Raw genomic sequence first — 21,471 nt, 5'->3', positions numbered from 1 at the left:
CATTTGGTGCAGATCGTGATCTAGCCTCACACGGTTACCCCCATCGGCGTACGCCGCAGCGAAAGGCAGTGATGACCCACCGACTGAGTGCTCGTCAGAAGTCGATGGTGCTCCTGCCACTGGCGCTGCTCTCGGGCGCCTGGACGGCCAGCCTGGTCAGCTCGAGTGCCGCCGCGAGCAGTGCGGACGCCAAGCACAGCTCCCTGCCTGATGGCACGAAGGTGCCGGCGAAGGCGATCGAGGCGCCGGCCAGTGTGCCGGTGCCGGGTGAGATCGCTCCGGCGGTGCCGCAGGGTTCGGCTGACTCGGTGGTCTCGGGTGCTTCGTCCAACGGGATCCCGGCTCCGGCGTTGGCGGCCTACCAGCGGGGTGCGCAGATCATCAACTCCGCGGACAAGTCCTGCAACATCCCCTGGGAGCTGATCGCGGCGATCGGGCGGGTGGAGTCTGACCACGGCCGTTACGGCGGGAACACCCTGACCCAGGACGGGGTCTCCAAGCCCGGTATCTACGGCATCGAGCTGAACGGCAAGAACGGCACCGCCGCCATCGCCGACACCGACGGTGGCCAGCTCGACAAGGACCCCGTCTATGACCGTGCCGTGGGTGCGATGCAGTTCATCCCCTCGACCTGGCAGGTCGTCAAGGTCGATGCCGATGGCGATGGCCAGCGCAACCCCCAGGACATGGACGACGCGGCGTTGGGCACCGCGGTCTACCTGTGCTCCGGCAAGGACAACCTGTCCAACCGCTCCGGGCAGGAAGCAGCGGTGTTCCGCTACAACCACTCCCAGGACTACGTGAACCTGGTGCTGCGGATCATGGAGGCCTACTCCTCCGGTGACTACACCGCGGTCCCCTCGGGCACCTACGGCGGCGCGTCCTACTCCTCCTCGGCCTCCTCCTACTCCACCGCGATCACCAAGGCCCACCACCAGGCCAAGGTCCGCCAGGCCAAGCAGAAGAAGCTCGCGCAGCAGCAGGCTGCCAACGGCGCCTCCGGTTCGGGCAGCGGCTCCTCCGGTTCCAGCGGCGGTGTCCTGCCGGGCACCCCGGGTCAAGCGGGCGGTTCCGACGGGGGCGGCGGCAACGCGGTCTCCAACCTCGGCGACGCCGTCGGCGGCGCCGTCGGCGACATCACCGGCACCGGCGGTTCGGGCAGCGGCTCGGGTGGCGCCACCCAGGCACCTGACCCGGTCGAGCACCTCACCAAGGCGGTGGCCAGCACCACCTGCCTGGCCGAGGTCGGCGTCTCGACGCTGGCGGCCCTGCTCGGCGGCAAGCTTACGCAGTACCACGCCTGCATGGCGCGCTACGGCTACTGAGCGAAGCCTGCGTCAGTAGCCCGGGTCCACCGCCCCATCCACAGGACGCTGCCACGTCAGGTCCGTGGCAGGTAGCGTCCGGGAGATGGCACGCGAACTGAGGACCGTCGTCGAGGACCTGCACTTCTCGGAGTGCCCACGCTGGCACGACGACCGGCTGTACTTCTCCGACTTCTACCTCCAGCAGGTGCTCTCCGTCGCGTACGACGGGAGCGACCTGCGCCGCGAGGCAGAGGTGCCCGGCCAGCCGTCCGGACTGGGCTGGCTTCCCGACGGGCGGCTGCTGATCGTCTCCCAGCACGACACCCGACTGCTGCGCCGCGAGACCGACGGCTCCCTGGTGACGCACGCCGACCTGGCCGACTTCGTCACCGGCGACCCCAACGACATGGTCGTCGACTCCGAGGGCCGGGCCTGGCTGGGCAACTTCGGCTTCGACCTGATGGGAGGCGCCGAGCTCAGCACCGCCACCCTGACCCGGGTCGACCCGGACGGCACCACCGCCACGGTCGCGGAGGACCTCCACTTCCCCAACGGCAGCGTCATCCTCGACGGCACCCTGATCGTCGACGAGACCTTCGGCAACCGGACGACCGCGTTCGACATCGCCGAGGACGGCACCTTGACCAACCGACGGGTGTGGGCGGAGTTCGGCGCCGTACCCACCGCGACGGACGTCGGCGAGGCCATTGCCCAGCTCGACGTCGCCCCCGACGGCTGCTGCATCGACGCCGAGGGGCTCATGTGGATCGCGGACGCCGACGGCGAACGCGCGATCCGGGTGCGCGAGGGCGGGGAGATCGTCGACCAGGTCGACACCGGCACCGGCACCTACGCGTGCATGCTAGGTGGCCCGGACGGCCGCACCCTGTTCCTGTGCTGCGCCCCCGACTTCCTGGCCCACAACCGGCGAGCCGCCAAGGAAGGGCGCATCCTCGCCACCGAGGTCGAGGTCGCCCACGGCGGCCTGCCGTGACGGTGCGCCGCGCGAACGGCGCATCGCGACCAGCACTCCGATGACCAGCACGGCGCCGCCCACCAGCTCGCCGGTCGTCGGACGCTGACCCAGCAGCGCCCAGGCCGAGGCCATGGCGACGACCGGGGCCAGCAGCACCCACGGCACCACCGCGGAGGACGGGTTCCGGCTGAGCAGGCCGTTGAAGAGCGCGTAACCGACGAGCGACGCGAGACCCGCGGTGTAGGCCGTGGACACGATCGCCTGCCAGGAGAGGGAGGCGAGCGCGGTGCCAACGGTGGCGGGTCCGTCCAGCACCAGCGAGAGCGCGAACAACGGGACCGGCACCACGGCCGCCGACCAGACGGTCAGCGACAGCCCGCCCGTGACACCCGAGGCCCGCGAGACCACGTTGCCGATCCCCCACGAGAGGGCGGCGAGCAGGCAGAGCACGAGGGCGCCGAGCGGGACGTGCCCGCCGCGCCCGACGGCCACGACGACGAGCCCGATCGAGCCGAGGGCGACTCCCACGGCCTGCGGTCGCGTCGGACGTTCGCGCAGCGCGCCGGCGGCGATGACGACGGTGAAGATGACCTGGGCCTGGAGCACCAGGGCGGCCAGGCCGGGCGGCATGCCGGCGTCCATCGAGACGTAGAGCAGCCCGAACTGGCCGAGCGACATGAACGCTCCCACCGCTGCGACGGTGCGCCACCGGGCCGCCGGTCGGCGTACCAGCAGGACGGCCGGGAAGACGACGAGCGTGAACCGGATCGCGGCGAACAGCAGCGGAGGGACGTCCTTCATCCCCCAGTCGATGACCACGAAGTTGAAGCCCCAGACGGTGGCCACAAGTGCGGCCAGCAGGGAGTCGCGCCTGTTCACGGAGTCAAGACTGACGGGTACGACGATGAAGCACCAGCGAATGATGATGGGCCAATCCATGTAGCATCCCTACATGATCGATCTGGGTGCCCTGACCGCTTTGCGGGCCGTCGACACGCACGGGTCCGTGGTGGCAGCAGCGGACGCCCTCGGCTTCACCCCGAGCGCCGTGTCCCAACAGGTGAAGCGGCTCGAGCGACAGACCAACGTGGTGCTGCTCGAGCGCGTCGGTCGGGGCGTGATGCTCACGCGCGAGGGCAGGCACCTCGTCGACGCCGCCGACCGGCTGCTCGCCGACCTGGAGAGCATCGAGTCCGGGCTGCACCGCCAGTCCGCCACGGTCGCCGGCCACCTGCGCGTGGCCGCGTTCTCCACCGCCATGCGGGGTCTGGTGGCCCCCCGCGTCCGAGAGCTCGCCTCGGCCCACCCCGAGCTGACGCTGACCCTCGCCGAGCGAGAGCCGTGGGACACCATCGACCTGGTGTCCTCGGGCCAGGCCGACGTCGGCGTCGCCCACAGCTGGGGCGACGTGTCCCTCGTCATCCCCGACCACCTGGTCACCACGGCAGTGGCCGACGACGTGGCCGACGTGATCGTGCACGCAAGCCACCCGCTCGCGAGTCGTGCCCGGGTCTCTCCGCACGACCTCGTCGACGAGAGCTGGATCGCCACCCCCGCCGGCACCATCTGTCGCGAGTGGCTGTCCCGGATGTACCAGGGCACCGGCCGCCAGCCCCTGATCGCCCACGTGTCCATGGAGTTCCAGTCACACCTGGCGTTGGTGCGAGCCGGCCTCGGCATCGCCCTCGTCCCGCGCCTAGGTCGCGAGGCCCTCACCGACGACCTGGTCGCTGTCCGTGCCCACGACCCCGTCCCGACCCGCAACATCGTCGCCGTGCACCGCCGCAGCATGGCCGACTCGCCCGCGGTGCAGGCGGTCGTCGACGCACTCGCGGCTCCTCACCCCGCCTAGAGGTCCAGCACCAGGTCGGTGGTCGGTCGGGCCGAGCAGATGAGCAGCTCGCCGTCGCCGGGCGGCTCGAGCGGCGGCACGTCGTACGACGCCTCGCCGGAGAGCACCGCGGTGACGCACGTGTGGCAGACGCCGGTGCGGCACGACCACTGGGTCGGTACGTCGCAGGCCTCGGCCAGCTCCAGCACGGAGGCATAGCTCGGCGACCACGAGGTCGTCAGCCCGGAGCGGGCGAAGGTCATCGCCGGGCCGGTGCCCGGAGGGCCAGGCGGCTGATGGGGTGGGGGTGCGTCCGTCTCGACGACGCCGGGGTTGATCCGCGCGCGCGAGCCGAACCGTTCGGTGTGGATGCGAGCAGGCTGGAGACCGACGCGCCCCAGTGCGGCGACGACGTCGTCCATGAACACCTCGGGCCCGCAGACGTACGCCGTCGCGTCGACCGGGAGGTCCAGGCCGGCGATCACCTCTCCGGTCACCCGGCCGGCTTTCACGGCAGAGTCAGGCCCGAGAGGCTCGACCGGTGTCGTGTAGTAGACGAGGGAGCGCGCCGCCGGCAGCTCGCTGACCAGGTCGGCGGCCTCGGTGGCCAGCGCGTGGCTGTGCTCGTCGTGCGTGGTGTGGATCCACCACACCTCGCGGGTCGCACGCTCGTCGACGAGCCGGTGCAGCATGCCCAGCACCGGCGTCAGCCCGATGCCCGCCGAGATCAGCAGCACCGGCGTACTCCCGGGCTCGAGCACGAAGCCGCCGCGCGGGGCCGCGGCCTCGATCTGGTCGCCGCGCTGCACGTGGTCGTGCAGCTGCGCACTGCCTGCGCCGTGCGACTCGCGCTTCACGCTGATGCGGTAGCGGCCGTCGTCCGGGTCGCCGGACAGCGAGTAGGTGCGCACCAGCGACGGTTCCCCCGGCAGGCGGAGGGTGACGTACTGGCCGGCGGCGTACGACGGCAGCGGCTCGTCGGCCGCGAGCCGGAAGGACCTCACGGTCGGGGTCTCGTCGACGATGTCGGTGACCGTGAGAGCACGGAACCCCGACCAGGCGGGTGGTGGCGCCACCGGGACGCCGGCCGGCGCCGCAGCTCCTGCCTCGCTCTCGAGCATGCTGCGGAACGACTGCTGCCAGCCCGGGCTCAGGGCCGGGATGTCGAGAGCGGCTTCCAGGGCGGCCGCGTCGTGCCCGGGCAGGTAGAGCAGGGCGTCCACGTCGGCCACGCTCAACGCGTGCGGACCGCGCTGCGTCCGGACGATCTCGTCGCCGGCGGCGACGTGACCCTCGGTGATCACGCGCAGGTAGAACCCCGGCCGGTGGTGGGCCACCAGCAGCGACGGCAGCTGAGGCTCTCCCATCCGCATCCCGACGCGGAAGCAGGTGACGCGCGGCTGGGTGACCTCGAACTCGGCCTCGCCGATGCGGTACCGGTCCCCGATGCAGACCTCGTCGTCAGCGAGGCCCTCGACGGTGAAGTTCTCCCCGAAGGAGCCGTGCTCGAGCTCGTCGCGTCCGAAGTACTCCTGCCAGTGCCGGTAGGACTCGACCTGGTAGACCAGCACGGCTCGCTGCTCTCCGCCGTGGCCGGCGAGGTCGCCCTGCCCGTCTCCGTCGATGTTGAGACGACCGACCATGCGCGCGCCGACGACCGGTCGCTTCCAGACCCCGGTGTGCACAGTGCGTCCGCGCCACGGCACGTCCGCAGGCAGTCCGACGTTGACCGCCAGCAGCGTTGCCATCAGAGCTCCTGCTCTCCCTAGGCGGGGAGCAGCTGCTGCCCACCGTCGATGTCGTAGGTCGCACCGGTCAGCGCCGTGTTGGTCATCAGGTGGACGGCGAGCGCGGCGACGTCCTCCGGCGTGACCACCCGCCTGATCGGCAGCGTCTCACGCAGCTCCTGGCGCCGCTGGTCGAGCCCGTCACCCAGCAGGGACGCCGACAGGGGAGTGTCGACGAAGCCGGCGGCGACGAGGTTGATGCGCACCGGTGCGATCTCGAGGGCGAGGCTGGCCGTCAACGCCGGGAGCGCCACCGTCATGGCCGACATCAGGCCGACACCCCGGGCGGGATTGCGGGCGCCCGTGCCACCCATGAACACCAGCCCGCCTCCCGGACGGATCAGGTCCCGGGCGTGCTTCGCCACCCCGACCATCAGCATCGGGTGCTCCTGGAGGGCGCGCCGCGCCTCGTCGAAGTCCATGTCGGCGAGGCGGGAGTAGTACGGACCGCCGGCCGTGACCATCACGTGGTCGACGGGACCGTCCAGCTCCTCGAAGAACGACTGCAAGGCCCTCGAGTCGTTGGCGTCGAAGATGGCGGTACGGGACACGCCCAGCGTGGCCGCTGCCTTCTCGAGCCGCTCCTCGTTGCGTCCGGTGAGGACGACGTCCGCACCCTCGGCCTTCGCCCGCCGAGCCGTCTCGAACCCGATACCGGCACTGCCTCCGACGACAACCACCGTCTGGCCCAGCAGGTCGGGTCGGCGTTCCGTTTCCATCTTGCTACCTCCTCAGGCCCACGTCACCGGGGGATCGACGTCGTCGTAGATGCGCACCGCCTCCAGGCCGTGGCGGCCGCGGACATGAATGGCGACCCCCGCCTGCGGAGCGAGCTCGGTGCGGCCCCAGCGGACGGTGTTGTACTCCAGGGCCGAGGTGTGACCGTCGTCGACGAGCCCGCAGTGCTCCATCACGATGCCGCCGTCGTTGGCGAACAGCTGCCCGTAGAAGCGGCGCAGCTCGTCGGCTCCCCGGTGCTGGTGGGCACCTCCTGCCGGCTCGCGTGCGTACCCGCCCGTGCTGAACGCGGAGACCACGGCCTCGACATCTCCTCGCGCCAGGGCCTGCTGGTAGTCGCCCACCACGCCCGGCAGGCGCAGCTCCGGATCGGACTGCAGCAGTGGCGGGCGGATCACGTGCTGACCGGTCAGCGGCCAGTTGCTCGAGTAGACCCGGAGCTCGGTGAGCCGGTTGTCGGAGGTGTGGTCCGCGACGACGGCGACTGGGAGGTCGACCGGGCCGGTCGAGGCCTGCCCGTGCAGCACCACCTCCTCGAAGCCGCCCTCGTCGAGGATGACGTGGCCGACGTCCTCGACCGTGACGTGGTCACGGGCCAGCCACGCCCGCGTCTCGGCCACGAACGCCGTGAACGCCTCGACGCCCCTGATCCGGCCCCGCACGGGGTCGTGCAGCTCGGGTTCACCGGCGAACGACTCGATGAGGGCATCGAGCTCGCCGGCCAGCAGCCCGTCGAAGTACGGCACCGCGACCATGGCGTCGCGTCGGCGCCGATCGAGGATCTGTTGCAGGACCGGTGCGCTGAACACCTCGGGGACCCATGGCATGACGTCCGGTCCTCAGGTCGGCAGCTCGGTCCCGGCAGCCTCACTCGCCATGTACTCGGCGTACCAGTCGGGCCACTGCTCGTCGAACACGCCGCCTTCTCGCTTCTCGTGCTCCCCGTGAGCCGCCGCGGCCCGGCGCAGGGCACCGGCCAGGTCGCTGGCCGACCCGAACGAGGTCTCGGTGGCCTCGACGCGACCGGGCAGCCGGGTGGTGACCTCCTGCAGCGTCCAGCGGTTGCCGTCGGGATCCGTGATGGTGGCGAGCGAGGAGTACGTCGCGTGCCCCGGAGCCGGCCCACTCACCGGACCGTCGTCGCCGAGGTGGAAGACCTCGCTGACGACGATGCCTCGCTCGACCAGGTCGCCGTGGGTGGCCTCGATGTCGGACACGATCAGGTAGTTGTTCTCCGAGGAGCCCGGTGGGGCCGACGTACGGTTCGGGCCGAAGTGGATCGAGCACTGTGAACCGGGTGGGGTGAACTGGACGACCCAGTCGGGCGTCTCGTCCAACCTCCATCCGAGCTTCAGATAGAACGCCTTCGCCCGCTCCACGTCCGAGACGGGGATGGTGACCACCTCGAGCTTCATGTCCATGTCTGCTGCTCCCGTTCGTGCTCGACTCTCGCCGCTGTCCCTCCGATTCCTCCCGATGGGGCGCGCCAGCACTTCACCCGTGTCGGGTGAACCTCAGGTCGCGGGACCGATCAGTCGCAGTAGTCGCAGATCCCGGAGGCCGGCACCTGGGTGAAGCAACGGGGGCAGAGCTGGACCGGCTTGGTCGGGGTCGCCTCTGCCGCTGCCGTGGGGCGTCCGGTCATCTTGCGCGGACTCGATGGGCGGGTGGCGGCGGGCTTGCGTGCGGCTGCCTTGCGAGCAGGGGCCTTGCGCGCCGGAGTGAAGTGGGCGGTCCGCAGCGGCGTACCTCCGTCCCGGGGCAGTCCGTCGGCCTCCCAGTGGCGGTAGCAGCTGAGCCGTTCGTCCGCGGCATGCCCGTCGGGGTCGTCGGGGCGGGTGCCACGGGCGCGCTCGACCGCGTCGGCGTACGCCTGACCGACACTGCCCTGGACGCTGATGCACAGCGAGGAGAGCAACGGCTCGCCTCGTGACTGGCACTCGTCGGTGACCCGACCGAGCACGTCGCCGATCCACTGGTGCATCGGCACGGTGGTGGTGATCCCGGAAGCCTCCTGCACGGCCGCGGCCAGCTGCTTGAGGGTCACCGTCGCCCGGTAGCGACCGGCCGCCTCGACGAGCACCGGACGCGCGGCCTCTGCCCAGGCAGCCCGTGCGACGGACGAACCGACCTCTGAGGAGTCACGGGTTTCCGGAGTGGGATCGACAGTCACGGTGTCATGTGTACTCGACCACCCACGCGGACGTCACGCCCGGGCCAGAAGATGTGCGCGCCTGGAGGGATTCGAACCCCCAACCTTCTGATCCGTAGTCAGATGCTCTATCCGTTGAGCTACAGGCGCCGGGGCGTGCACTGGCGCCACCAGTGTGTCCTATCGAGGTGGATCGGGGCACATCGAGGCTGAGAGCCGAGGTCGCACCACGTGGCCCGCCGTACAACGTGCCTCAGGCGAGGTAGGTGCCCAAGGAGTCCAGCAGGCCACGGGTTCCGTGCTCCCGGTTCGGCCCGTCGGCCCAGAACTGGTCGAAGAAGACGCCGTGCTCGACGTGCGTGAACCGGGTGCCTTTTTCGATCGGCTCGAACTCGAGCGACGCCACCGACGTCGACATGTGCAGCCCGTCGAGCCACATGTCGTACGTCGTGACGATGCGGACGTGCTCGACGAGGTCGGTGTAGGTGGCCTCGTAGCGTGTGACGGGACCGTCGTGAAACTTCCCTTCGGCCACGTCGCGTCCGCCGACGCGGAATTCGAAGACCCACTCGCCGGGCTCGATGGCGTCGCCGGCGCCCCACCACGCCAGCTTCTGCTCTTCCTCGGCGAACGCGTCCCAGACCCGATCGACGGCAGCGGGGTAGTCGCGGGTCAGGGTGAAGTCGGCACGGGCGAGTCGGCGTTCGATCGTCATGTGTGGGGCCTATCGCGTGAAGGTGACGTGGATCGTGCCGCTCCCGGCCACTTCCGACGTCACCTTGTGGGTGAGCTCGAGACCGCGCAGGTCGTCCCAGAACCGGTGGCCGCGGCCCAGCACGATCGGGGCGATCGCGACGTGCAGGTGGTCGACGAGACCGGCCCGCAGGTAGTCGCGCGCGCTGCTGACGCCGCCGCCGACACGCACGTCCAGGCCACCGGCCGCGGTCGTGGCCTCGGCGAGCACCTCCTCGATCCCGGCGTTCCGGAAGTGGAACGTCGTGGCCCCCTGCTGGATCGACGGTCGCGGTGCCGTGTGGGTGAGGACGTAGACCGGCATCCCGAACGGAGGCTCGTCACCCCACCAGCCCTTCCAGTCCGGATCGTCGGGGAAGGCGTGCAGGCCGAACTTCCCGGCACCCATGATCTCAGCGCCGACGCCCTCGAAGTGCGCCGCCGCGTAGGCGTCGTCGAGACCGGTCGTGCCGGCGCCCGTCGTGTCACCGAACACCTGCCGCTGCATGGTGCGGGTCGCGGTGTAGGACGCCATCAGAGGTCCCCAGTCCTCGCCCATCGGGTTCTCCGGGCCTTGGCCGGCCGAGGTGTAGCCGTCCAGCGAGATGTTCAGGTCGAGGCGTACGCGGGTCATGTCAGGTTCCCTTCGGGGTGGTGCGGGTGAGGTGCAGGCCGAGCCGGTCGGCCTGATGTTCGGCAGGCGTTCGTTGCTCGCCGAGCCACAGGTGTACGACGTCGAGTCCGCCCGGCCGCAGGCTGACGGTGCGGACGCGTCCGTGCTTGTGCGAGGTGACCAGTCCGGCCTCTTCGAGGACGCGCAGGTGCTGCATGAGCGACGGCAGGGCCATCTCGAAGGGCGCCGCGAGCTCGGAGACGACAGCCGGGGACTTCGCCAACCGTTCCACGACGGCCCGACGCGTCGGGTCCGCGATGGCGCGGAGCACCTCGGTCAGCTCGTCGTGATACTTAGGCACACACCTAACTATTGAGTGACAGGCACCCGTCCGTCAAGCGACTCGCGCCAGAAGCCGCCGCGGTCGCCGGTGATGAGTCAGCGGTCGATCATCTTCTGCATGGCTTCTGGGTAGCGGTCGCCCTGCACCTGCACGCTGGCTGATGCGCGGTCGAGCTCGGCGAGGTCCTCGGGGGTGAGTTCGAGGTCGGCCGCCCCCAGGTTCTCCTCGAGGCGGCCGAGCCGCCTGGTTCCGGGGATCGGGACGATCCACGGCTTCTGCGCGAGCAACCAGGCGAGGGCGACCCGGCCGACGGTGGCCTCCTTGCGATCGGCGACCCGGGTGATGAGCTCGACGAGCGCGAGGTTGGCCTCGAGCGCCTCGCGCTCGAAGCGGGGGAGGGTGGCGCGGATGTCGCCTTCTCCGAACTCGGTCTGGGCCGTGACCTGACCGGTCAGGAAGCCGCGACCAAGAGGGCTGAAGGGCACGAAGCCGATGCCGAGCTCCTCCAGAGCGGGCAGGATCTCGTCCTCGGGCTCGCGCCAGAACAGGGAGTACTCGCTCTGCAGGGCCGTGACCGGCTGCACCGCATGGGCCCGCCGGATCGTCTGTACGCCGGCCTCCGACATCCCGAAGTGGTGGACCTTGCCGGCCGCGATGAGCTCCTTGACGGTGCCGGCGACGTCCTCGATGGGGACCTCGGGGTCGACACGGTGCTGGTAGAGCAGGTCGATCGCGTCGGTCCGGAGTCGACGCAGGGAACCGTCCACGGCGGCACGGATGCTGTCCGGCCTGCTGCTGACCCCGGTCTGCTTGCCGTCCTCGTCGAAGGCGAACCCGAACTTGGTGGCGATGACGACGTCGTCGCGCACCGGTTCGAGTGCGTCGCCCACGAGCTCCTCGTTGTGGAAGGGGCCGTAGACCTCCGCGGTGTCGAAGAGGGTCACGCCGCTGTCCACCGCGGCGCGGAGGAAGGTGATCATCTCCTCGCGCGGGGGTCGCGGACCGAACGACTGGCTCATCCCCATGCAGCCGAGACCGAGGGCGGATACCTGGAGTCCGGTGGTGCCGAGCGTGCGTGTGTCCATGTGTTCCACGCTACGGCGCTGCTGGCTGTGGCCCGGGCCTCGCTGCGCGCCTGTGCCTCGCCGCGCAACCGTGCCTCGCCAACGCAGCCGTGCCTCGCTGCGCGCCTGTGCTCCTCGCTGTGGCCCGGGCCTTGCTGCGCGCCTGTGCTCCTCGCTGCGCTCGTCGACAGGCGCTTGCTCGGCGCACAACAAGAAGACCCCCATGAGCGGCGCTTCGCGCATCGCTTGGGGGTCTTCTTGTTGTGGCCTCGCTGCGCGCCTGTAGGGATTCGAACCCCAAACCTTCTGATCCGTAGTCAGATGCTCTATCCGTTGAGCTACAGGCGCCGGGTCCCGGACTGCTCCGAGGACTGCGAAACTCTAGCCGACGATCCGGGCGCGGTCGAAATCGGACGGCGCTGCGCAGGTACGACGGGTTTTCGGGCCCCGCGCATTCGACCGCGCTTCGCACAACAAATTCGTTTTCGACGTGAGCCCGCCCACACTCATCCCGCCGGTCAGACCGCTGGATCGATCCAATAGGCGTCAGCGTCTCGGGAACGTAGATTCCCCTTCATCCTCAGCTACTCCCCGCACATTCGGGGGACTAACTTGAGGGATACAAATCGGGTGATGCAACGGCGCGGCACCCGGGTACTGAAACTCAAGGACACACTCCGCCGATTCGTTCGGCGGCCGGTCGTTCCCAGCACGGGTCCACCGGAAATGCTCGAGAGGGAACAGGCATGACCGCCGACACGTCGAACGAGACCACCGCCACCCACGACAGCGCGCCGACATCCCACGCAGGCATCCTCGCCTTCGTCAACGAGGTCGCCGAGCTCACCACCCCCGACCGCGTCTACTGGTGCACCGGATCGGACGAGGAGTGGGTCGAGTTGACCGACGCCCTGGTGGCGACCGGCACCTTCACCCGTCTCGACCCCGAGAAGAAGCCGAACTCCTTCCACGCGGCCTCCGACCCCACCGACGTTGCGCGCGTCGAGGACCGCACCTACATCTGCTCGGTCGACGAGAAGGACTGCGGGCCCACCAACAACTGGATGGACCCCGGCGAGATGAAGGCCATCATGCGCAAGCTCTACGCGGGCTGCATGAAGGGCCGGACGATGTACGTCATCCCGTTCGTGATGGGACACCTCGAGGCCGAGCACCCGATGTTCGGCGTCGAGCTCACCGACTCGGCGTACGTCACCGCCTCGATGCGCGTGATGGCCCGCATGGGCACCAACGTGCTGCGCAAGATGGAGGAGCTCGACGCGGCCGGTGAGGAGTTCCACTGGGTCCCCGCGCTGCACTCCGTCGGCATGCCGCTCGACGAGGGCCAGGAGGACGTCGCCTGGCCGTGCAACGACACCAAGTACATCGTGCAGTTCCCCGAGGAGCGCACCATCTGGTCCTTCGGGTCGGGTTACGGCGGCAACGCCCTGCTCGGCAAGAAGTGCTACGCCCTCCGCATCGCCAGCGCGATGGCGCGCGACGAGGGCTGGATGGCCGAGCACATGCTGATCCTGAAGCTGACCAGCCCCGAGGGCGTGACGAAGTACGTCGCGGCCGCCTTCCCGAGTGCCTGTGGCAAGACCAACCTCGCCATGCTCGAGCCGACCATCCCGGGCTGGAAGGTCGAGGCCATCGGTGACGACATCGCCTGGATGCGCGTGGGCGACGACGGCCGGCTGTGGGCGGTCAACCCGGAGTACGGCTTCTTCGGCGTCGCGCCCGGCACCAACGAGCACACCAACCCCAACGCGATGAAGACCATCAACAAGGGCAACTCGGTCTTCACCAACGTCGCGCTCACCGAGGACGGCGACGTCTGGTGGGAGGGCCTGGAGAACCCGCCGGCCCACGCCACCTCCTGGAAGGGCGAGCCCTGGACGCCCGACTCCGAGGAGCTCTCCAGCCACCCGAACAGCCGCTACTGCACCCCGATCAAGCAGTGCGACATGCTCGCCCCGGAGTACGACGACCCGCGTGGTGTCCCGATCGACGCCATCCTCTTCGGCGGCCGACGCAAGACGACCATCCCGCTCGTCACCGAGGCCCGCGACTGGGTCCACGGCACGTTCATGGGCGCGACCCTCTCCTCGGAGACGACCGCTGCCGCGACCGGTCAGGTCGGTGTGGTCCGCCGCGACCCGATGGCGATGCTGCCGTTCATCGGCTACAACGCCGGCGACTACTTCAGCCACTGGATCAACATGGGCAAGGACAACGACGCCGCCAAGATGCCCCGCATCTTCTACGTCAACTGGTTCCGCCGCGACGACGAGGGCGGCTTCCTGTGGCCCGGGTTCGGTGAGAACAGCCGCGTGCTGAAGTGGATCATCGAGCGCATCGACGGCCAGGCCGCGGCGGTCGAGACGCCGATCGGCCACGTCCCCGCGCCGGGCTCCCTCGACATCGACGGTCTCGACGTGACCGAGGACGACCTGCGCCGGGCGCTCGACGTGGACGTCGAGGAGTGGAAGCAGGAGATCCCCCAGATCACCGAGTGGTTCGAGAAGTTCGGCGACCAGCTCCCCGCGGTGCTGTGGACCGAGCTCGACGGCCTCAAGGCGCGACTCGGCGCCTGAGAGTGCCCTGACCGCCTGTCTCGCTGACCGACCAGGACCCGCGCCCCCAGGGTGCGGGTCCTGTCATTTCAGGGCATGCTGCGTTGCATGAACATGCAGCAGGGTCCGCAGCGACGCGCACTGCTGGAGGGGACGGCCGGGACGATCTTCCGTGAGGTCGTGGCCAAGGGGGTGCTCCCCGAGAGCGACCCCCGGCTCAGGCCCGGCCACAGCGACCACCCGGCCGTGCGCGTGCTGGTCGACCTGGGCCTGCTGCGCCAGGCCGAGTCGGGTGGGTGGGTCGCGTCCGATCCGGCGGCGGCGCAGTCCGGCGTGGTGGCCCCGATGGGCCGGCAGGTGGCCGAGCTGCTCGCGGAGTCCGCGGCGTGGGCCGACACCTTCGCCCAGCTGTCGCAGGCCTATCGGCGTACGCCGACCGGCAGCCCGATCGACGAGATCCGCGGCCTGGCCAACATCAACCGCTTCCTTGAGTCGACCGTCGACGATGCCGAGACAGAGCTGTTGACTGCGCAGCCGGCTGGGGCTCGGCGGGCCGTCATCCTGCAGCAGGCGGTGGACCGCGACCTGCGCACGATCGAACGTGGCGTGCACATGCGCACGCTCTACCAGCACACAGCTCGGCGCTCGAAGGCCACCCGCGACTACGTGAACCTGATGCTCGCCCACGGCGCCCAGGTGCGCACGCTCGACGAGTTCTTCAACCGGCTGATCGTGATCGACCGTCGGTTGGCGATCATCCCGGGCGAGGCTCCCGACGTGGCTCTCGCCATCCACGACAAGAACCTGGTCTCCTACCTCGCGGACATCTTCGACCGCTCCTGGGAGCGGGCTCGCGAGTACAACGAGCGGGGCAGCGCCTCCGACAGCGACATCGCCGCGGAGGTGCGACAGCTGACCGTGCGGATGCTCACGGAGGGCCACAGCGACCCTGCGAGTGCCAAACGTGTGGGCGTCAGCACGCGCACCTATGCCTCCTACGTCGCCGCCCTCAAGGAGGAGTACGGCGTGGAGACGAGGTTCCAGCTGGGCTACGCGATGGGGAGCCGGGACTCGGAGTCAGCCCCCGACAACTGACCGACTCAGAGCTCAGCTTGCCGCGCCTACTTGGCCGTGTAACCCCATCCGGTGTCGGCCGTGCTCGCGCCTGTCGAGGCCTTCTTGAGGATGGCTGCGTCGGCGGGAGCGGCAATGCTGACCGTGGACAGACCGACCGCCAGAAGGCCGGCCGCAATTACCTTGGAAATTCGTGAATTCATGGAGCAATTCCTTCTCATCTCGGGGCAAGTGCCATCGTGCCCGCGCGTTTCGCGCCAGTAACAGTTCTGGTGTCCACATGACTGTGCATTGCACGATCACGCAGGTTTTCAGGGCATGACCAGGACCGCCCCGGACCCATGAGGGTCCGGGGCGGTCAACCGCGGAGGTGGCGGGATTTGAACCCGCGAGAGGGGATTACCCTCAACCCGCTTAGCAGGCGGGCGCCATAAACCGGGCTAGGCGACACCTCCAGGAACAGCAGGCCACAGGGTACCCACCTGCCGGGTCGGCGAAAAATCCGGTACGCCGGGTCGGTGCTCACCGCAGGCGGCGGTATCCGTGTCCCCGATCGAGGTGGGTGGTCAGCGCCTCGGTCAGGGCGACCGGATCTCCCTCGATCGCGTCGACCGGGAGCGCCGTCGTACGTCCGTCGCGCAGGCGGAGCACCAGGCAACGGGTGCCCGACACCGTCGCGGTCTGGAGGTCGAGCACGTCGGTCCACCGGGCCGACCGGGCCTCGGCCGTTCGCAGCACCCGCACTCGGTAGCCGGTCTCGTCGAGCCGCAGCACCCAGCGACGCAGACCGACCAGCAGCCCCAGCGCGATCACGCCCGCGGCCCCCAGCACGACGAGACCGGAGACGAACGCCGACGGGAGGTCCACGACCCAGGCGACCAGCACGCCGAGTGCGACGACCAGCCCGATCGCGACCAGCCCGCTGCCGAGGAGGCGGAGGCGCAACGCCGGGGCCAGCGCGAAGTCGACGGGGCCGGCGGAGCTGGGCGGAGGCGGGGAAACCGGGTCTGGCACCGGGCGATTACACCCGCGCAGTGGGCCGCCCACCAAATCCACTCTTGTCGAGTGGGATGACCTGAGTCACACTCAGATTCCCACTGTGCACGAAACGGACTCGTGGAGGTGGTTCGGGAATGGCTCCTCTCGAAACCGCGGTCAACGAACTTCGTCAGATCCTCGCGGCCGACAGCACCGCGCCCGAGTGGCGCTGGAACGTGCGACGTCGGCTCTCGGAGGTGAAGGACGCCCTCTCCGGCCCCCAGGCGCGGCAGGCCGATGCGTGGCTCGCGGCACGGGCCTCGTCCTCCAACCGGGTGCGTCACCAGCTGCACGCGCGTGCCACCACCCTGGCCAGCGGCGTCCTGGACAAGCTCGACGCCGAGAGCATCCTGCAGGAGACGCGACGGCTGCTCACCGACCTCGAGCACCACGTGCAGCGCCTGCACGACCTCGTCTACGACTCGGTGTCGCTGGAGCTCGGCGGGTCGGAGTAGCAGCGCTCCTCGAGATCTCGGCAGAGGGGGCGGGATTCGAACCCGCGGCTGACATCACTGCCAGCGACCGCTTTCAAGGCGGTTCCGATCGGCCACTCCGGCACCCCTCCAGGTCCCTGCGGGACCGGGCCCGAGTGTAGTGCTGTGCCTGGCTCAGGCCAGTCTCAGGACCACTAGTGCAGTGGCTGGAGCCGTGGGGGTTCGGGGCGGTGCCCGGTGTCCTCGACGGTGGCGGCGCGACGGCCGGGCTTCCCGCGCAGCAGGCGTACGACGCGGATGACGACGTACCCCAGGACCAGCCCGAGCACGATGCTGTACGCCGCACCCAGCGCGGTGTGCACGGTCCAGGTGTCCTCGCCGACCAGTCGGGTGGCGGCCGAGGCGGTGGCCGTCGTACCGAAGGCGCACACCCACCAGCCCTGGCGGCGCCGGTCACGCATCGTGACTCCCCAGACGAGGGCCGGCACCCCGAGCAGCACCTCGATGGGATGGGGTACGGCGCCGAGGTGGTCGTGCAGCCAGAGCTTGCCCGAGTCGACGTCGTGACGCAGCCCGGGCGACCCCCAGTGCGTCAACGCGGCGGTGTAGGCGACGCCGACCACCAGCAGCACCATCGCGGCGACGACCAGGACCACACCGCTGCGGCCGAGACCGTGCAGGCCACCGCCGAGCCGGTAGACCAGGGCCACGGTGGTCGCCATGGCCAGGGCCAGGACGGTGTACTCGAAGCGATCCGCGTCGATGCCGACGCGGAAACCGGCGACTCCGAGTGCGCCAGCGCTGGCGACGGCCTCGGCCACGAGCACCTCGACGACCGCACGGCCGTACGACGACGCCGGTGTCGTGCCGAGGACCGCCAGGCACGCTGCGAGCACGCCCGTGCCGACAGCGGCGCCGGCGAGCAGGGTGGGCGACTGGGTCGCGACGGCGGCCGCTCCGACGAGGACGGCGAGCGCGACCGCTGGGAATGGACGTCCGCCGCTGCGCACCGACAGCCCGAGGGCCATCAGCACACCGAGCGCTGCCGCCACCGACTGCTCGACGACGATGTCCACGTCCACGTAGCGCACGGCCACGAGCGCGCCGGAGGCGGCGACCAGGCCGAGCAGCCACAGCGTCCGAGAGGCAGTCGCCACCCGGGCACCGTGGCGCGAGGGTGGTGGCTGCACGTCACCCGGGTGGGCGCCGATGCGTGGTGGGCGGGCACGGGCAGGAAGCTCTGGGGCCCGGTCGAGTCGCTGCAGCACCGCCTTGCGGCGGCCCGGCACCCTCTCGACCCTCGGCACGCCCGGGAGGATACCGCCGCTACATCCGCCGGTTGGCCAGCGACGGGTTGGTACGACGCACGGCGCTCACGGCCTCGCGGTCGATCACCGTGTCCAGCGCGACTGCGTCGTCGTCACCCGCTTCGACCACCACATCGCCGTCGGGCGCGACCACCATCGAGTGTCCGGAGTAGCGGGGGCCGGGCTGCCCCACCCCGATCACCCACACGGTGTTCTCGATCGCGCGTGCCCTCAGGAGGGTGCGCCAGTGCTCGACCTTGCGCTCCCCGGCCACCCAGGCGGCAGGGACGACCAAAGCCTCCGCGCCCTGCTCGACGAGAGTGCGCGCGAGCTCGGGGAAGCGCAGGTCGTAGCAGGTCATCAGCCCGAGGGGGAACCCGGCGAGGTCGACGCGGCACGGCGCGATCGGACCGGCGCTGATGGTCGAGGACTCCTTGTAGCCGAAGGAGTCGTAGAGGTGGATCTTCCGGTACGCCGTCAGCCGGCCGTCGTCGGCGAGCACGAGCGTGTTCACCGGGTGAGCCGGGTCGTCGGCGACCTCGAACATGCCGGCCAGCCAGGCCGTCCCGGTGCCCGTGCTCAGCTCGCGCAGGCGGGTGGCGAACGGCCCGTCCAGCGGCTCGGCGTACGGCGCGAGGTCGGAGCCCGGCTCGCCGAAGTCACGCGCGAACGCCTCGGGGAGCACCACCAGGTCCGTCCCCTCGGCCAGCGGGGCGAGCTCGTCGAGCACGGCACGGTTCTCGGCCGGGTCGAGTCCGGAGGCGCGCTGGACGAGGCGGACGTTGAGCTTGTCGGCGGGTTGGTCTGCCATGTCTCCACCCTGCCAGCCGTGCGGCCCGTCACCCAAGGGCTCGGCGCCAGGGTTCGGCAGGTGCCAGACTGCGGGCGTGGACGGAGGCGAAGCGGCCGAGCTCGGAGCCATCGTGCTCACCGGTGGCAGCGCCGTCCGTTTCCAGGGTGCCGACAAGGCCTCGATCGAGATCGCCGGTGTCACCATGCTCGAGCACGTCCTGGGCGCGCTCGCCGAGGTGCCCGAGGTGGTCGTGGTCGGTGACGAGGTGCTCACCAGCCGGCCGGTCAGCTTCGTCCGTGAAGAGCCGCCGGGAGGTGGCCCCGCCGCCGGCCTGCTCGCCGGTCTGGCCGGCTTCCCCCGGCCGCCGCGACTCGTGGTCGTGCTCGCGGTCGACATGCCGCTGGTCACGACGGCGACGGTCAGCCGGCTGATGCTCTCCGCCGCGGAGGACGGTGCACTGCTGGTGGACGAGGACGGCCGGCGCCAGTACCTCTGCGCCGTCTACCGTGCCGCCGCCCTGGTCGAGGCAGCCCCGACGCTCGAGGAGCACCACGGACTGCCGATGCGCAGGTTGGTCGCGGGTCTGCGGTTGACCGAGGTGCCGGCACTGCCCTGGGAGGCGCGCGACGTGGACACCTGGGACGACCTGACAGAGCTGCGTGAGCGTCTCGGCGGCTGAGCGGCGACGGGTAAAGACATGTGGGATACCTGTTGCGTCCCACCGGCTCCCGCTCAAGACTGTGAACCGTGAACCTGCACGACTGGATCGACGAGCTGTGCGACGTCCTCGACATCGAGGTGGAGGTGGACGAGGCCCTGATCCTCGACCTCGCCCGGGACGCGGCACACCAGGTCGAGCGGCCCGCCGCACCGATCTCCACGTTCCTGCTGGGGTACGCCGCCGCCGGTTTCGACGGCGATCCCGCCCAGGTGGAACGGCTGGCGGCACTGGCGCTCGCGCTGGCTGCGCGCTGGGACAAGTCTCCTGACGAGCTGGAGCACGAGCTGGACGACGAGGAGATCGAGGCCGTGATCGAGGTCGAGGTCTGACCGACCCGCACTGACACCCCTCGTAGGGTGGCGGTCATGCGTGCCGTCACCGCACCCGAACCGGGTGGTCCCGAGGCCCTGACCGTCACCGATCTGCCCGACCCGGAGCCTGCTCCCGGCGAGGTCGTCATCGACATCGTGGCCAGCGCGGTCAACCGGGCGGACACCCTGCAGCGGCAGGGGTTCTACCCGCCGCCACCCGGTGCCTCCGACATCCTCGGCATGGAGTGCTCGGGCCGCATCAGCGCCGTCGGCGAGGGGGTCGAGGCCCACCAGATCGGCGACGAGGTCTGTGCGCTCCTCTCCGCCGGTGGGTACGCCGAGAAGGTGGCCGTCCCGGCCGGGCAGGTGATGCCGGTCCCCTCGGGCGTCGACCTCGTCACGGCGGCCGCTCTGCCCGAGGTCGCCTGCACGGTGTGGTCCAACGTGTTCATGATCGCCGGTCTGCAGCAGGACGAGACGCTGCTCGTGCACGGAGGCGCGGGCGGCATCGGCACCATGGCGATCCAGCTGGCGAAGGCGCTCGGTTCCCGGGTCTTCGCCACAGCGGGCTCGCCGGAGAAGCTGGAGCTGTGCGAGTCGCTGGGGGCGGACCGCGCGATCAGCTACCGCGACGAGGACTTCGTCGAGGTGCTCTCGGAGGCGGGAGGCGCCGACGTGATCCTCGACAACATGGGCGCCAAGTACCTCGAGCGCAACGTCTCCGCGCTCGCGACCGAGGGTCGTCTCGTGGTGATCGGCATGCAGGGCGGCACCAAGGGAGAGCTCGACCTCAGCGCCCTGCTGCGCAAGCGCGGTGCGGTGATCGCGACCACGCTCAGGGCTCGTCCGACCGAGGAGAAGTCGGCGATCTGCGCCTCGGTGGTCGAGCACGTGTGGCCACTGGTGGCCGAGGGCAAGGTGCGTGCCGTCGTACACGACCGGGTGCCGCTGGAGGAGGTCGCCCGCGCCCACGAGCTGATGGAGTCGGGCTCGCACAGCGGCAAGATCCTGTTGACGACGGGTCGGTAGGGTCGAGGTCATGTCGACTCCTCAGGAACAGCAGCCAGAGGCCGACCACATCATGGTGATCGGCCCGGACGGACAGCCGGTGGCGGTCCCCACCGAGGCGGTGGCCGACGAGGAGGGTGGCGAGGGCGGCGGCGACAACGCCGAGCGCCTGACCGGTCTGGTCGAGCAGCCCGCCAAGGTGATGCGCATCGGCCGGATGGTGCAGCAGCTGCTCGAAGAGGTGAAGTCGGCGCCCCTCGACGAGTCCGGGCGCAAGCGACTGGCCACGGTGCTGCACACCTCGATCCAGGAGCTCAAGGACGGCTTGGCGCCCGAGCTCGACGAGGAGCTCGACCGGTTGATCCAGCCCTTCGACGAGACCACCCCGACCGAGTCCGAGCTGCGCATCGCGCAGGCTCAGCTGGTCGGGTGGCTCGAGGGGCTGTTCCACGGCATCCAGACCGCCATCTACGCCCAGCAGATGGCCGCCCGTTCCCAGTTGGAGCAGATGCGCCGCGCCCTTCCTCCGGGTGCCATCCCGGGCATGCACGGCAACCCGCAGCAGGACGACGACGGTCCCGAGCCCGGGTCCCAGGGCGGCATGTACCTCTGAGCAGTCGTTGCGTCATACGAATCGTGGCTTCCAAGCACCAATTCGTATGACGC

At 70.1% G+C, this 21,471-nt stretch carries 23 protein-coding genes, 4 tRNA genes and 1 pseudogene; 10 read left to right on the top strand and 18 right to left on the bottom strand.

Annotation, left to right across the window (positions count from 1 at the left end; genetic code table 11):
• Positions 1 to 71: 71 nt before the first annotated feature.
• Both H976_RS30350 and H976_RS30645 read left to right on the top strand, forming a co-directional pair.
• Entirely contained in the window at positions 72 to 1,325 is a 1,254-nt protein-coding gene (locus tag H976_RS30350; RefSeq protein ID WP_081682837.1) for a lytic transglycosylase domain-containing protein, read from the top strand.
• An 85-nt stretch (positions 1,326 to 1,410) separates the two neighbouring features.
• A pseudogene (locus H976_RS30645) lies at positions 1,411 to 2,145 on the top strand (SMP-30/gluconolactonase/LRE family protein); the annotation flags it as partial.
• A 24-nt stretch (positions 2,146 to 2,169) separates the two neighbouring features.
• Here H976_RS30645 and H976_RS25855 read toward each other — a convergent pair.
• Entirely contained in the window at positions 2,170 to 3,222 is a 1,053-nt protein-coding gene (locus H976_RS25855) for an EamA family transporter (RefSeq protein ID WP_231388876.1), read from the bottom strand.
• Positions 3,223 to 3,235: 13 nt separating this feature from the next.
• On the opposite strand from H976_RS25855, the gene H976_RS0111545 reads away from it, so the two are divergent.
• On the top strand, positions 3,236 to 4,135 hold the full coding sequence (locus tag H976_RS0111545) for a LysR family transcriptional regulator (RefSeq protein WP_027861676.1): 900 nt from the start codon (positions 3,236 to 3,238) through the stop codon (positions 4,133 to 4,135).
• On the opposite strand, the gene H976_RS0111540 is transcribed toward H976_RS0111545, so the two are convergent.
• The 11 genes from H976_RS0111540 to H976_RS0111490 form a co-directional block, all read right to left on the bottom strand.
• A complete protein-coding gene (locus H976_RS0111540) occupies positions 4,132 to 5,862 on the bottom strand; it encodes an MOSC and FAD-binding oxidoreductase domain-containing protein (RefSeq protein ID WP_027861675.1) in 1,731 nt (576 codons plus the stop codon). The two genes, H976_RS0111545 and H976_RS0111540, sit on opposite strands and share 4 nt — an antisense overlap.
• A 17-nt stretch (positions 5,863 to 5,879) precedes the next feature.
• Positions 5,880 to 6,620: an SDR family oxidoreductase gene (locus H976_RS0111535; protein WP_027861674.1), complete on the bottom strand. Its 741-nt coding sequence runs from the start codon at positions 6,618 to 6,620 to the stop codon at positions 5,880 to 5,882.
• A 12-nt stretch (positions 6,621 to 6,632) separates the two neighbouring features.
• A complete protein-coding gene (locus H976_RS0111530; RefSeq protein WP_027861673.1) occupies positions 6,633 to 7,466 on the bottom strand; it encodes a nuclear transport factor 2 family protein in 834 nt (277 codons plus the stop codon).
• Positions 7,467 to 7,478: 12 nt separating this feature from the next.
• Entirely contained in the window at positions 7,479 to 8,060 is a 582-nt protein-coding gene (locus H976_RS0111525) for a VOC family protein (protein ID WP_027861672.1), read from the bottom strand.
• Between the two features lie 110 nt (positions 8,061 to 8,170).
• Complete coding sequence (locus H976_RS28760; RefSeq protein ID WP_051276711.1) at positions 8,171 to 8,812, bottom strand: hypothetical protein; 642 nt, start codon at positions 8,810 to 8,812, stop codon at positions 8,171 to 8,173.
• Positions 8,813 to 8,868: 56 nt separating this feature from the next.
• A tRNA-Arg gene (locus H976_RS0111515) sits at positions 8,869 to 8,941 on the bottom strand.
• A gap of 103 nt (positions 8,942 to 9,044) precedes the next feature.
• On the bottom strand, positions 9,045 to 9,506 hold the full coding sequence (locus H976_RS0111510) for an SRPBCC domain-containing protein (RefSeq protein WP_027861671.1): 462 nt from the start codon (positions 9,504 to 9,506) through the stop codon (positions 9,045 to 9,047).
• Between the two features lie 9 nt (positions 9,507 to 9,515).
• Positions 9,516 to 10,157, bottom strand: coding sequence for a dihydrofolate reductase family protein (locus tag H976_RS0111505; protein ID WP_027861670.1), 642 nt, complete (start codon positions 10,155 to 10,157; stop codon positions 9,516 to 9,518).
• 1 nt (position 10,158) lies between these two features.
• Positions 10,159 to 10,497, bottom strand: coding sequence for a helix-turn-helix transcriptional regulator (locus tag H976_RS0111500; protein WP_027861669.1), 339 nt, complete (start codon positions 10,495 to 10,497; stop codon positions 10,159 to 10,161).
• A 77-nt stretch (positions 10,498 to 10,574) separates the two neighbouring features.
• Positions 10,575 to 11,564, bottom strand: a complete 990-nt coding sequence (locus H976_RS0111495) for an aldo/keto reductase (RefSeq protein ID WP_027861668.1) — start codon at positions 11,562 to 11,564, stop codon at positions 10,575 to 10,577.
• Positions 11,565 to 11,818: 254 nt separating this feature from the next.
• Positions 11,819 to 11,891, bottom strand: a tRNA-Arg gene (locus H976_RS0111490).
• Positions 11,892 to 12,289: 398 nt separating this feature from the next.
• On the opposite strand from H976_RS0111490, the gene H976_RS0111485 reads away from it, so the two are divergent.
• Both H976_RS0111485 and H976_RS25845 read left to right on the top strand, forming a co-directional pair.
• The gene (locus H976_RS0111485) at positions 12,290 to 14,140 is read left to right on the top strand and encodes a phosphoenolpyruvate carboxykinase (GTP) (protein ID WP_027861667.1); all 1,851 of its coding nucleotides are present in this window, start codon (positions 12,290 to 12,292) and stop codon (positions 14,138 to 14,140) included.
• An 87-nt stretch (positions 14,141 to 14,227) separates the two neighbouring features.
• Complete coding sequence (locus tag H976_RS25845; RefSeq protein WP_051276710.1) at positions 14,228 to 15,214, top strand: hypothetical protein; 987 nt, start codon at positions 14,228 to 14,230, stop codon at positions 15,212 to 15,214.
• 26 nt (positions 15,215 to 15,240) lie between these two features.
• On the opposite strand, the gene H976_RS29955 is transcribed toward H976_RS25845, so the two are convergent.
• The 3 genes from H976_RS29955 to H976_RS25840 form a co-directional block, all read right to left on the bottom strand.
• Positions 15,241 to 15,396, bottom strand: coding sequence for a hypothetical protein (locus tag H976_RS29955; protein WP_155918184.1), 156 nt, complete (start codon positions 15,394 to 15,396; stop codon positions 15,241 to 15,243).
• A gap of 162 nt (positions 15,397 to 15,558) precedes the next feature.
• Positions 15,559 to 15,648 (bottom strand) — tRNA-Ser (locus H976_RS0111475).
• A gap of 67 nt (positions 15,649 to 15,715) precedes the next feature.
• On the bottom strand, positions 15,716 to 16,207 hold the full coding sequence (locus H976_RS25840) for a hypothetical protein (RefSeq protein WP_196804041.1): 492 nt from the start codon (positions 16,205 to 16,207) through the stop codon (positions 15,716 to 15,718).
• Positions 16,208 to 16,326: 119 nt separating this feature from the next.
• Here H976_RS25840 and H976_RS0111465 point away from each other — a divergent pair, with 119 nt between their 5' ends.
• Positions 16,327 to 16,686, top strand: coding sequence for a hypothetical protein (locus tag H976_RS0111465; protein ID WP_027861666.1), 360 nt, complete (start codon positions 16,327 to 16,329; stop codon positions 16,684 to 16,686).
• 21 nt (positions 16,687 to 16,707) lie between these two features.
• Here the strand turns inward: H976_RS0111465 and H976_RS0111460 are convergent.
• The 3 genes from H976_RS0111460 to H976_RS0111450 form a co-directional block, all read right to left on the bottom strand.
• Positions 16,708 to 16,796, bottom strand: a tRNA-Ser gene (locus tag H976_RS0111460).
• 63 nt (positions 16,797 to 16,859) lie between these two features.
• On the bottom strand, positions 16,860 to 17,972 hold the full coding sequence (locus tag H976_RS25835) for a hypothetical protein (protein WP_155918180.1): 1,113 nt from the start codon (positions 17,970 to 17,972) through the stop codon (positions 16,860 to 16,862).
• Positions 17,973 to 17,991: 19 nt separating this feature from the next.
• Positions 17,992 to 18,783, bottom strand: coding sequence for a carbon-nitrogen hydrolase family protein (locus H976_RS0111450; RefSeq protein ID WP_027861665.1), 792 nt, complete (start codon positions 18,781 to 18,783; stop codon positions 17,992 to 17,994).
• Between the two features lie 76 nt (positions 18,784 to 18,859).
• Between H976_RS0111450 and H976_RS29950 the strand changes: the two genes are divergently transcribed.
• The 4 genes from H976_RS29950 (at position 18,860) to H976_RS0111430 (ending at position 21,418) form a co-directional block, all read left to right on the top strand.
• Positions 18,860 to 19,444: a molybdenum cofactor guanylyltransferase gene (locus tag H976_RS29950; protein WP_027861664.1), complete on the top strand. Its 585-nt coding sequence runs from the start codon at positions 18,860 to 18,862 to the stop codon at positions 19,442 to 19,444.
• Positions 19,445 to 19,512: 68 nt separating this feature from the next.
• Positions 19,513 to 19,815 carry a DUF6457 domain-containing protein gene (locus H976_RS29945; protein WP_155918176.1) on the top strand — a complete coding sequence of 101 codons (303 nt, stop codon included), beginning with the start codon at positions 19,513 to 19,515 and terminating at the stop codon, positions 19,813 to 19,815.
• A 36-nt stretch (positions 19,816 to 19,851) separates the two neighbouring features.
• Positions 19,852 to 20,826: an NAD(P)H-quinone oxidoreductase gene (locus H976_RS0111435; RefSeq protein ID WP_027861663.1), complete on the top strand. Its 975-nt coding sequence runs from the start codon at positions 19,852 to 19,854 to the stop codon at positions 20,824 to 20,826.
• Between the two features lie 10 nt (positions 20,827 to 20,836).
• A complete protein-coding gene (locus tag H976_RS0111430; protein ID WP_081682836.1) occupies positions 20,837 to 21,418 on the top strand; it encodes a bacterial proteasome activator family protein in 582 nt (193 codons plus the stop codon).
• The last annotated feature ends 53 nt before the right edge of the window (positions 21,419 to 21,471 follow it).

Origin of the sequence: Marmoricola sp. URHB0036 (genome assembly GCF_000426045.1) — a bacterium.
In the GTDB taxonomy this organism is placed as follows: Bacteria; Actinomycetota; Actinomycetes; order Propionibacteriales; family Nocardioidaceae; genus Marmoricola.
Note: the sequence above shows the minus strand (reverse complement) of the source record. Positions and strands in the feature narration are given on the sequence as shown.